This is a genomic window from Rhodovulum steppense, assembly GCF_004339675.1.
Lineage (GTDB): Bacteria > Pseudomonadota > Alphaproteobacteria > Rhodobacterales > Rhodobacteraceae > Rhodovulum > Rhodovulum steppense.
This window is the reverse complement of record NZ_SLVM01000047.1, coordinates 1-10,874: the sequence shown is the minus strand read 5'-3', so window position 1 is coordinate 10,874 and position 10,874 is coordinate 1. Positions and strand designations below refer to the sequence as shown.

At 69.4% G+C, this 10,874-nt stretch carries 13 protein-coding genes; 11 read left to right on the top strand and 2 right to left on the bottom strand.

Annotation, left to right across the window (positions count from 1 at the left end; all coding sequences use genetic code 11):
• The first annotated feature begins 584 nt into the window (after nt 1–584).
• Nucleotides 585–902: a hypothetical protein gene (locus EV216_RS17775; protein WP_132697186.1), complete on the top strand. Its 318-nt coding sequence runs from the start codon at nt 585–587 to the stop codon at nt 900–902.
• Nucleotides 903–954: 52 nt separating this feature from the next.
• Here EV216_RS17775 and EV216_RS17770 read toward each other — a convergent pair whose 3' ends face one another.
• Nucleotides 955–1,776, bottom strand: a complete 822-nt coding sequence (locus EV216_RS17770) for an alpha/beta hydrolase (RefSeq protein WP_165899327.1) — start codon at nt 1,774–1,776, stop codon at nt 955–957.
• A gap of 50 nt (nt 1,777–1,826) precedes the next feature.
• Here EV216_RS17770 and EV216_RS17765 point away from each other — a divergent pair, with 50 nt between their 5' ends.
• Nucleotides 1,827–3,299, top strand: a complete 1,473-nt coding sequence (locus tag EV216_RS17765; RefSeq protein WP_132697184.1) for an NAD-dependent succinate-semialdehyde dehydrogenase — start codon at nt 1,827–1,829, stop codon at nt 3,297–3,299.
• A gap of 18 nt (nt 3,300–3,317) precedes the next feature.
• Here EV216_RS17765 and EV216_RS17760 read toward each other — a convergent pair whose 3' ends face one another.
• Nucleotides 3,318–3,737 carry a globin domain-containing protein gene (locus tag EV216_RS17760; RefSeq protein WP_165899326.1) on the bottom strand — a complete coding sequence of 140 codons (420 nt, stop codon included), beginning with the start codon at nt 3,735–3,737 and terminating at the stop codon, nt 3,318–3,320.
• A 309-nt stretch (nt 3,738–4,046) separates the two neighbouring features.
• Between EV216_RS17760 and EV216_RS17755 the strand changes: the two genes are divergently transcribed.
• From EV216_RS17755 to EV216_RS17720, 9 genes are all read left to right on the top strand, one after another.
• Nucleotides 4,047–5,981 (top strand): elongation factor G, encoded by a 1,935-nt coding sequence (locus tag EV216_RS17755; RefSeq protein WP_132697180.1) that lies wholly within the window; start codon nt 4,047–4,049, stop codon nt 5,979–5,981.
• Nucleotides 5,982–5,998: 17 nt separating this feature from the next.
• On the top strand, nt 5,999–6,817 hold the full coding sequence (locus EV216_RS17750) for a ChaN family lipoprotein (RefSeq protein ID WP_132697178.1): 819 nt from the start codon (nt 5,999–6,001) through the stop codon (nt 6,815–6,817).
• A gap of 135 nt (nt 6,818–6,952) precedes the next feature.
• A complete protein-coding gene (gene hutW, locus EV216_RS17745) occupies nt 6,953–8,350 on the top strand; it encodes a heme anaerobic degradation radical SAM methyltransferase ChuW/HutW (protein WP_132697176.1) in 1,398 nt (465 codons plus the stop codon).
• The gene (gene hutX, locus EV216_RS17740) at nt 8,347–8,865 is read left to right on the top strand and encodes a heme utilization cystosolic carrier protein HutX (RefSeq protein WP_132697175.1); all 519 of its coding nucleotides are present in this window, start codon (nt 8,347–8,349) and stop codon (nt 8,863–8,865) included. Before hutW ends, hutX begins: the two co-directional genes overlap by 4 nt.
• A complete protein-coding gene (locus tag EV216_RS17735) occupies nt 8,862–9,800 on the top strand; it encodes an NAD-dependent epimerase/dehydratase family protein (protein ID WP_207894027.1) in 939 nt (312 codons plus the stop codon). The genes hutX and EV216_RS17735 overlap by 4 nt, the downstream gene beginning before the upstream one ends.
• 92 nt (nt 9,801–9,892) lie before the next feature.
• Nucleotides 9,893–10,057, top strand: coding sequence for a hypothetical protein (locus EV216_RS18415; protein WP_165899325.1), 165 nt, complete (start codon nt 9,893–9,895; stop codon nt 10,055–10,057).
• Nucleotides 10,054–10,200, top strand: coding sequence for a hemin uptake protein HemP (hemP, locus tag EV216_RS17730; protein ID WP_132697173.1), 147 nt, complete (start codon nt 10,054–10,056; stop codon nt 10,198–10,200). Before EV216_RS18415 ends, hemP begins: the two co-directional genes overlap by 4 nt.
• A complete protein-coding gene (locus EV216_RS17725) occupies nt 10,197–10,658 on the top strand; it encodes a hypothetical protein (protein ID WP_132697171.1) in 462 nt (153 codons plus the stop codon). The genes hemP and EV216_RS17725 overlap by 4 nt, the downstream gene beginning before the upstream one ends.
• Nucleotides 10,659–10,661: 3 nt before the next feature.
• The gene (locus tag EV216_RS17720; RefSeq protein WP_132697169.1) at nt 10,662–10,874 is read left to right on the top strand and encodes a hypothetical protein; all 213 of its coding nucleotides are present in this window, start codon (nt 10,662–10,664) and stop codon (nt 10,872–10,874) included.

Genomic DNA, 10,874 nt, shown 5'->3' with positions numbered 1-10,874 from the left:
GATACGATCGGTGCCCGGAAACGTTCTTCTCTGCGATCATGCTCGCCGCAACCGTCTTGTTCTGGCTATGATCAAGAACGAGTCCTGAGCCTAGGCGTTGTTCGCATCGCCATAGGAGTACAAAAGTATACGCAAATATTGGGCGTAAGCGGTATCAGGGCGCGTCCGTCGATGCGATTTGCGGTCAAGCCTATGGTCAACCAGTCAAGGTTCCCATCGCCGAAGATGAACTTTTTCAGCGGTGAATGTAGAAGCACGAAATACTGATTTGAGATTGGCCCGTTCTGACAGAGTTTCTTTGCAATAAGGTAGTTTTGCATCATGTTGCCTTTCCCAACATCTTCATTGGGAGGCAGTCCGATCATTCCCGGATAACCTTCGTATCGTGATCTGGCGGCGGGGCTTCTGATCAAAAGCGAGTGCAGAAGCAGAAGTAAATTACGGTGAATTTTCTCATCTATGTGATAAAACTTGCACATATCTCGAAGTGTGCGGTTCTTTTTTCGGAGCAATTTGAGTAGGGTAAAAAACTCTAAAGGAGTTCGCCCCAAGGGTTTCAGGTTGCGGATGCCGGCGACAACGCGATGAACTTCGTTGTCAACATCAAATTCACTCTCGAAATTGCTTTCCCAGACGCTGCCTTTGAGTATCGTGTGACCATGTCTTATGTAGGCAACTTTCCTATTTGCGGGCCTCTTTTTCTGGATGGTGCCGTCTGGTTCAATCCAGGAAAGGTCTTGATTCCTGTCGGCCCAGTACTGTTGGAGGCCAACTGGCCACCAGTGATGCTTCGTCGAGTTATTTCGGTGCGCCACAATCTGCCTAAATTGCCTGGGTTGGCTTCCAAAGGTGCGCTTTTAGGTGAGAAATCAGGTTCGGAAAGCAGTCATTGGTTCGATTGACCGGTATGATGGCTTTGTCCCGCACCCCACCCACCCAAATCCCCCGCATCCCTCACCCCATCCCCAGCCCTCCCGCCACCGCGTCGGTCAGGGCGCTGTCGGCGGTTTCCAGTCCCTCGATCACGTCGAAATGGTGGCGGTCTTGGGCGATGTGCAGGGCGGTGCCGGGCCAGGCCTCGGCCAGCCAGCGGGCCTGGTCGAGGAAGGCGGGGCGTTCGGCGGCGCCGACCCAGGCGGTGACGGGCAGGTCGGGGCGGGGGCTGTGCAGGACGGGGCTTTCGGCGCGTGCCGTGGCGGCGTCCAGGCCCAGCGTCCGGTTCATCTGCGTGCGCAGCAGCGGGCGCAGGTCGGCCAGCGGCGAGATCGCGATGACGCGGGCGAGGCGGTCGGCGACCGGCTTGGGCAGGGCGATGTCGGGGCAGAGCATCCGCGCCACCAGATGCCCGCCCGCCGAATGGCCCGCCAGCACGATGGGGCCGGGCGCCAGCCGCGCCATCATCGGCAAGGCGGCGGCGATATCGGCGGTGATCGCGGGGATCCCGGCCTCGGGCGCCAGCCGGTAGGAGGGCAGCGCGACGGCCAGCCCGCGTGCGACCGGCCCGGCGGCCAGATGCGACCATGAGGATTTGTCGAACCGCATCCAGTAGCCGCCATGCACGAAGACCATCAGCCCGGCGGGCCGCCCCGCTGGCAGGAAGATGTCGAAGCGCTGGCGGGGATGGTGGCCATAGGGCAGGTCGGTCGCGCCGCGCGCACCGGCCCGGAAGGCCGCGGCGGCGGCGGCCCAGCGCGGGGGATAGTCCATGGCGCCGGGGATATGGGCGGCATTGGCATAGGCGTCGTCCCAGTCGATCCCGTCCTCGTGGCTGGACATCCCGCGCCCCCCGTGTTTGCCTGCGGCCGAACTGCAAGGGAGGATGACCGATGCCCGCAAGCGATCTCAAGAACCTTCTCGGGGACTGCGACCTGCTGGCCAGCCGCGCCTTTGTCGGCGGCGAATGGGTCGGGGCCGATGACGGTGCCAGCTTCGAGGTCAGGAACCCCGCGACCGGGGCGGTGCTGGCCACCGTGCCCGACCTTGGCCGCGCCGAAACCGCCCGCGCGATCGAGGCGGCGCGGCTGGCGCAGAAGGGCTGGGCCGCGAAGACCGCCAAGGAGCGGGCGCAGGTGCTGCGCCGCTGGTTCGAGCTGATGATGGCGGCGCAGGAGGATCTGGCGGTGATCCTGACCGCCGAGATGGGCAAGCCGCTGGCCGAGGCGCGCGGCGAGATCGCCTATGGTGCCGGGTTCATCGAATGGTTCGCCGAGGAGGCCAAGCGCATCTATGGCGAGACGATCCCCGGCCACCAGCCGGACAAGCGGCTGAGCGTGATCCGCCAGCCGGTCGGCGTGGCGGCGGCGATCACGCCCTGGAACTTTCCCAACGCCATGATCACCCGCAAGGCCGCCCCGGCGTTGGCGGCGGGTTGCGCGATGGTCATCAAGCCCGCCGAGGACACGCCGCTGTCGGCGCTGGCGATGGCGGTGCTGGCGGAACGGGCGGGGGTGCCTGCCGGGCTTCTGTCGGTCGTCACCTCGACCCGCGCCGCCGAGATCGGCCACGAGTTCTGCGAGAACCCGACCGTGCGCAAGCTGAGTTTCACCGGCTCGACCGAGGTGGGGCGGATCCTGCTGCGCCAGGCGGCCGATCAGGTCAAGAAATGCTCGATGGAACTGGGCGGCAATGCGCCCTTCATCGTGTTCGACGATGCCGATCTGGACGCCGCCGTTCAGGGCGCCATCGCCTGCAAGTTCCGCAACAACGGCCAGACCTGTGTCTGCGCGAACCGGCTTTATGTGCAGGCGGGGGTCTATGATGCCTTTGCCGAAAAGCTGGCGGATGCCGTGGCCCGGCTGCGGGTGGGCGACGGGCTGGAGGCGGGCACCGATCTGGGCCCGCTGATCTCGCAGGATGCGCTGGAAAAGGTCGAGGCGCATGTGGCGGATGCCACGGCCCAGGGGGCGCGGGTGCTGTCGGGCGGGCGGCGCCATGCGCGCGGGGGCATGTTCTACGAACCCACCGTGATCGCAGGCGCCACGCAACAGATGCGTTTTGCCCAGGAAGAGACATTCGGCCCGGTCGCGCCGCTGTTCCGCTTCGAGACGGTGGAGGAGGTGATCGCGCTGGCCAATGACACGATCTTCGGGCTTGCCTCCTATTTCTACGCGCGCGACCTGAGCCGGGTCCACAGGGTGGCCGAGGCGCTGGAATACGGGATCGTGGGCGTGAATACCGGCATCATCTCGACCGAGGTCGCGCCTTTCGGCGGCGTCAAGCAGTCCGGGCTGGGCCGCGAGGGCAGCCGCCACGGCATCGAGGACTATCTGGAGATGAAATATATCTGCATGGCGGTCTGAGCGGCGGCGGGCAGAGGCTCAGGCCACGCTGTCCCCGGACGGCGGGAACGCCATCAGGTCCAGCAGCTCCGCATAGGCGGATTGCCACGCTGCGCGCAATTCGTCGGTGCAGGCCGCGCCGAAGAAATCCTGAAGAGCCAGGTCGAAGGCGCGCTGGCCAAGCACCATGTGGTCGCGGCTGACAGAACGTCGGGCATGGACCTGACCGAGATGGGCGGCCGTCGCGGCCAGGCGGTCGCGGTCGCCCAGAACGCCCACCACCATGGCAAGCGCCGCCATCAGCATCCGCTTCTGCGCGTTCAGGTCGCGCCGGAAAAGCGCCTGCGCCTCGGGCGCGATCTCGAAAAGTCGGGAATAGAACGCATCGGCGAACCGGCCCTTCGCGGCGAAGAGCGGGCCGGAGCTTTCGACAACGATCCTGCGGGTTTGGGGGTCCATCGCTTCTCCGGGGCGGCAATCGCGCCATTCTGCGCCGCTCCACTTAACGTCTGGTAAACCCGCGCCGCGCCCGGCGCTCCCCGGCCGCAGGCTGCGTCCCCATGCCCCGAGAATTGCCTTGACCGGACGGGACATCAGCAGGGAACATCGGGACGAAACGGGACAGCGGCCAGACGCCTCCGGCGGCCGTACCCGACGGCCGGGGCGGGGCTGCGGCCCTGCCTCCGGTCCGGGCGCGGCATGTCGGACCGGGCGCGCGGCACGCAACGATAATCTCGTGCCATGCGACCCATCGGAGGACGTCACCCCATGCGCTGTTTCACCATCCTCGGCCCCTCTCAGTCGGGCAAGTCCACCCTTCTGAAGGCCCTGGGCGAGCTTGATGGCCAGCCCGTCACGGCCGCCTTCACCGATGCCCTGACGGTCAGCCAGTTCACCTATCTGGGCGAGCCATGGGCAGGCTTCGACATCGCGGGCGGGCCCGATTATCTCGGCCATGCGGGCGAGGCGCTGGCGGCCTCGGATGCGGCGATCCTCTGCGTCGCGCCCGAGCCCGAGGCGGCGGTGCTGGCCGCGCCCTATCTGCGGCTGATCGAGCAATCCGACGTGCCCTGCTTCGTGTTCATCAACAAGATGGACCAGGACGAGGCGCGCATCCGTGACATCGTGGGCGCGTTGCAGGCCTATGCCGCGCATCATATCGTCCTGCGCCAGGCCCCGATCCGCGATGCCGCGGGCCATGTGGTGGGGGCGGTGGACCTGATCTCGGAACGCGCGTTCCAGTACCAGGAGGGCCAGCCCTCGAAGCTGATCGAGATCCCGGACGACCTGCATGACCGCGAGCAGGAGGCGCGGGCCGAATTGCTGGAACATCTGGCCGATTTCGACGATCACCTGATGGAGCAGCTGATCGAGGACCGCGAACCGCCCACAGGGGAGATCTACAAGACCCTCGCAGAGGCGCATCGCGACAATCGCATCATCGCCGCCTATCTGGGGGCGGCGGGGCATGGCAACGGGCTGACCCGGCTGATGAAGGCGCTGCGCCACGAGGCCCCGGACATGACGGCGATCGGGCCGCGGCTGGGGATCGCTGCGCCGCTGGCCATCGGGGTGGCGTCCGACACGCGCAAGCATGTCGGCAAGTCCACGCTGATCCGCGCGCTGGGCGGTCCGGTGCAGCATGGCAGCCCGCTGGGCGGCGACAATCTGGGCAGCCTCGGCGGCATCGACGGCAAGCCCGTGCCCGAACCGCTGGAGCCCGGCACGCTGGCCATCGCGGTCAAGTCCGACCATCTGGATCCGGGCTACGCCTATACCGCGCAGCAGGCCGAGGAACTGCCCCGCTGGACCCGCGGCCGCCCGCCCGCCTATGCCCGCATCCTGATGCCCGCGAACGAGCGTGACGATGCCCGGCTGTCTGCGGCGCTGGCGCGGCTGGCCGGGTCCGATCCGGGGATGGAACTGGCCCAGGACAGCGAGACCGGGCATCTGGTGCTGCATCTTCAGGGGCCGATCCACCTGCGCCGCACGCTGGCGAAGCTGGCCGAGGATTTCGGGATCGAGGCGGTCGAGCACCCCGTTTCGGGCATCTATCGCGAGACGATCACCAAGACGGTCGAAACCCATTACCGCCACCGCAAGCAGACCGGCGGCGCGGGCCAGTTCGCCGATGTGCACCTGACGATCCGGCCCCAGGGCCGCGGTGCGGGTTTTGCCTTTGCCGAAACGATCAAGGGCGGCACGGTGCCGAAAAACTATATCCCCGCGGTCGAGGCCGGCGCGCGCGAGGCGATGGACCAGGGGCCGCTGGGCTTTCCGGTGGTCGATGTCGCGGTTACGCTGACCGATGGCAAGCATCACGCGGTCGACAGTTCCGACCACGCCTTCCGCACCGCGGCCAAGGCCGGTGTGCGCGAGGCGCTGGCCGAGGCCGGGCCGGTCGTGCTGCAACCGATCGTGCGGGTGGACATCCATGTGCCCTCGATCCATTCCGGCTCGCTGGTGGCGCTGGCGGGCAGTCTCAAGGGGCAGGTGCTGGGTTTCGAGGCGCATGGCGATGCGCGCGGCTGGGACGTGTTCCAGGCGCTGATCCCGGCGGCGGCCAGGGACGAGCTGTTCCAGGCGCTGGGCGGGCTGACCCATGGCACCGCCTGGTTCGAATCGCGCTTCGACCATTACGAGGAATTGCACGGCAGGGAGGCCGAGCGCATCCGCGAGGCGCGCGCGGCGGAACTGGCCTGACGCGCGGCGGCGCGGAGATGAGCGGGGCGCCGCCCTGGCTCTTGCCCGCCAGCGGCGCCCGCCTTGGTCATGCCGGGGCGCTGGCCTGGCTGGCGGGGGCCGATGCGGTGCTGCTGGGCGAACGGCATGACCGTGCGGCGGATCACCGCTGGCAATTGCACGTCGCGGCGGGGCTGGCGGCGCATCGGCCGATCGTGATGGGGTTCGAGATGTTCCCCGCCCGGCTCGATCCGGTGCTGGCGGACTGGGTCGCGGGCGGGCTGTCCGAGGAGGATTTCCTGACCCGCGCCGACTGGAGCAATGTCTGGGGCTTTCCGGCAGAGCTTTACCTGCCCCTGTTCCGGTTCTGCCGCGAGATGGGCGTGGCCATGGTCGGGCTGAACTGCCGCCGCGACCTGGTGCGCGCGGTGGGCGCGGGGGGCTGGGATGCGGTGCCCGAAGACGCGCGCGAGGGGCTGACGCCCGCCCGACCCTCGCCACCCGCCTATCGCCGCTTCATCTATGATCTGACCGGCGGCGCGCGGCCGGGGCGAACGGCGACCTCGCCGGACGATCCCGCCTTTGACCGTTTCGTGCGCGCGCAAGAGGTCTGGGACCGCGCCTTTGCCACCCGCATCCACGCCGCCGCCACGCGCCCCGGTGGGCCGCTGGTGGTGGGCATCATCGGGCTGGGGCATCTGCTGTGGGGCGGCGGCGTGCAATGGCAACTGGCCGATCTGGGGATGGACAAGGTCCGCGTCGCGATCCCGCAGGAGGCTCAGGACCCGCCCCCCGACCGCGACGCCGCCGACGCCGTCTGCACCCTGCCATCCGGGGCCGATCCCGCCGGAGCGTGACGGCGCGCGACAGGGCTTTTCAGTCGGCTTCAATCCTGATAGAAAGAATCGGAAATAGGGCGCGCCCTTGCCGCCCGTCCTCGTCAGGCCCCAGCTCTTCGCCCGGTCCCCTGCGCCATTCTCAGGATGCCCAGGATGAACGTCGCAAGAGCCCCGCTCGGGGACCGCCCCGCCAGCCCGGAACCGCATTTTGCCCGGATCTCTGCCGATCCGCTGGCCGATGCCTTTTCCGGCCGGATGGGGGCGCATGCCCGTGGCGGCGCGGTGCCCGTTCCCCCGGCCGAGCTTCCGGCGCTGTGGGACAGGCTGACCGCGACCCCGCGCAAGAGCGTCTCGGTCGCCTATGTCCATATCCCGTTCTGCGAAAATCACTGCCTGTTCTGCGGCTTCTACCAGAACCCATGGCGGCGCGAGTCAGGCGCGCCCTATGTCGATGCCGTGCTGGCCCAGCTTGCCCAGGGGGCGGAAACGGCGATCCAGCAGGGCCACCCGCTGCGCGCGGTCTATCTGGGCGGCGGCACGCCCACCGCGCTGGCCATCCCCGATCTGGTGCGGCTGGTCGAGGGGCTGCGCCGCCACCTGCCGCTGGCGCCCGATTGCGAGATCACGCTGGAGGGGCGGATCGTCAGCTTTGGCCTGGAAAAGGCGCGGGCGGCCTTCGATGCGGGGGTCAACCGGATCTCGCTGGGGGTGCAAAGCTTCGACGAAAGGGTGCGGCGGCGGCTGGGGCGCAAATCGACCCGGGCCGAGACGATCCGCTTTCTTGACGGGCTCATGGCGCTTGACCGCGGTGCGGTGGTGATCGACCTGATCTATGGCCTGCCCGGGCAGGACCGCGCCACGTTCCGCGCCGATGTGCAGCAGGCGGCGACGCTGGGGCTTGACGGGCTCGACCTCTATTCGCTCAAGGCGATCCCCGGCACGCCGCTTCTGATCGCGCAGGACAAGGGCAAGCTGACCCCTGCCGCGCCCGGGGAACTGGGCCATTTCTACGCCGACGGTACCGAGGAGATGGACCGCGCCGGGTGGGAGACGATCTCGACCACGCATTGGCGGCGCGGCACGCGCGAGCGCAGCGTCTACAATCACGAGGTCAAGGCGGGTGCCCATTGCCTGGCCTTCGGGGCCGGGGCAGGGGGCAACCTGCATGGCCATGGCTACCGGCTGACGCCGGATCTGGATGCCTACCGGGCCGCCGGAGGGCAGGGCGGCGCGGCGCTGGTGGCCGGTCTGATGCGCCCCGCGCCGCTGGCCCCGGTGCATAACGCGATCAAGGGCGGGATGGAACGCGGGCGGCTGGAGATCGCGCCCGTCGATGCCGCGCTGGCCGCCTGTGGCATCGCCGCGGGCTTCGACCGGATCGCCGCGCCGCTTCTGGAGCAATGGCAGCAGGCGGGCCTGATGAATGCGCGCGAGGGTGGCCATGCCCTGACGCTGGCCGGGCGGTTCTGGCAGGTCGCCATGACCGCGCGGCTGATGGCCTGGACCGATGCCCGGGCCGTTGATTTCACCACCAAGGAGACCTCGCAATGACCCCGACCGCCGAAACCGCCACCGCGATCCGTGCCGATCTTGCCGCCCATCCCGGCTCTGCGCTCGAGGATGTCGCCGCGCGCACCGGTGTCAGCTTTGCCGAGGTTCTGGCCTGCCTGCCCGCCGATGAGGCGGTGCAGGTTCCCGGCCAGCATTTCGAGGAGGTGATGGCCGAGATCACCCGCTGGGGCGAGATCACGCTGGTCATCAATACCGGCGACGTGATCCTCGAGGCCAAGGGCGACCTGCCCGCGGGCAGCGTGGCGCAGGGCTATTTCAACCTGCATGGACGCCCCATCGGGGGGCATATCCGCGCAGGGGCCTGTGCCGGTGTGGCCTTCGTCTCGCGCGGCTTGTTCGGGATGGAGGCGCGCTCGGTCCAGTTCATCGACACGCGCGGCGGCTGCATGTTCAAGATCTATCTCGGCCGCGATGCGACCCGCGCGCTGATCCCCGCCCAGGTCGCCGCCTTCGAGGCGCTGCGCGACCGTCTGGCGCAGGCGGTTGCGGCATGAGCGGCGGGGCGCTGGTCGGGCGACATCTGTTCGTTTTCGGCGCGGGCTACACCGCGGCGCGTGCCGCGCTGCGGGTGCGCGCGGCCGGGGCGCGGGTTTCGGCCACGACGCGCGATCCCGTGCGCGCCGCCGATCTGGCCGGGCAGGGGGTCGGCGTGCATCTGTTCGACACGGGCCATCCCCCGGCCGCCGACACGCTGCGCGACTGGCTCGACGGGGTGACCGACCTCCTGGTGTCGATCCCGCCCGATACCACGGCCCCGCCCGAGGCCGCCTGTCCTGTGCTGGCTGCGCTGATCGGCGCGGGTGTGGATTTGTCCGGGCCGGGCTGGATCGGCTATCTGTCCTCGACCGGGGTCTATGGCGATTGCGGCGGTGCCTGGATCGACGAGACCCGGGCCCCCGCCCCTGCGACCGCCGATGCGCGGGCGCGGATCGGGGCCGAGATCGGCTGGCGTGCGCTTGCGGGACGCCACGGGGCGGCGCTCGACATCCTGCGGATCGCGGGCATCTACGGCCCCGGCACGCGCAACGCGCTGGCGCAGATGCGCTCGGGCCGGGCGCAGGCGCTGGTCAAGCCGGGCCAGGTGTTCAACCGTATCCACGCCGAGGATGTCGCGGGCGCGATCCTGGCGGCGATGACCCATCCGCAGGGCGAGCGGCTGACCAATCTGTCCGACGATCTGCCGTCTGCGCCGACCGAGGTTCTGGACCATGCCGCGCAGCTTCTGGGGCTGCCGCCGCCGCCGCGTGTGGCGTTCGACCCGGCCAGCCTGCCGCCCGGCGCGGCCGCTTTCTGGGCCGAGAACCGGCGGCTGCGCAACGACCGGCTCAAGGCGCTGCCGGGCTTTGCGCTGGCCTTTCCCACCTATCGCGAGGGGCTGGCGGCGATCCTGGACGCCGAGACGAGCGCGGAGATGGCCGATGCCCTGTGATCGCGGCGGCGCGGGTCGGTCGGGGCGGGGGAGGGCGCCCGGCTCGCGCTGCATGGGGCGGGCGGATCGGGAGCACGAGGATGACACCGGGGATGACAGCGCGCGAGGATATGGGCGCGGGCCGCGAAACGGCGGAGCTGCGCGATCTCTGGCAGGCGATCCTGTCGGGCGAGGCAGCCGGGTCGGAGCCGGGCCAGACGGGTCTGGAGCCGTTTCTGGACCGGATGGCGGCGCGGGCGCGGGAGGTGGAGCGATGAGCGCGGCGCAGCATGTGGCCGCTTCTCCGGTGCACGAGGCCCGCATCCTGACCGAGGGCGGCACGACCGCGATGATCGTGCTGGACGGGGCCCGCTATACCCTGCGCATCACCCGCGCGGGCAAGCTGATCCTGACCAAATGAGCGCGCTGTCCCGCAGCCGCGGCGCCGCGCCCGTCGCCTGCATGTCCGAATTGCCGCCGGTCGAGCGCGCCGCGATCCGCTGCCTGCGCGGCTGGGGCGCCGGTCCCGAGGCCCGGTCGCGCATGCGGCGCAATTTCGCGCAGGTCCTGGGCGGCGGGGCGCCGGCCCATGAGGAGGCGCTGGATGCGCTGATGGAACTGGCGCTGACGGCAGGGCGGCGCCCGCTGGCGCGCCATCCGCTGGATCACCCCGAGGTGGGCGGAGACGAGAACGCATTCGCCCAGATGGTCGCGGCGGCGGTGGGCGGGGAACGCGAGGACGCGCTGGTCTTCGCGCTGGCGCTGATGGGGCCGCAGGTGGCCTTCGAGGCGGTCGCCCTGGCCGAGACGCTGGGTCTGGCGCTGCTCGGGCTTGTCCGGGCGCGGCCGGGCGGGGCGATGGGCGCGGGGTTGCACTAGGGCATGCGGTCCGGACGGCGCATCCTGCTGATGGGGCTGGCCAAGGCCGGTTTCCTGGTCGGCGGGGTGACGGTCGGCGCGGTTGTCCTCGGCGATGCGCCGGGGCCGCAGGGCTGGCGCGGCTGGTCGGGGCTGATCGGCGCCTGGCTGGCGGCGGCGGCGGGCTTCTGCTGGAGCGAGGCGCGGCTTGCGGCCTGGCATGCGCGCGGCCGCTGA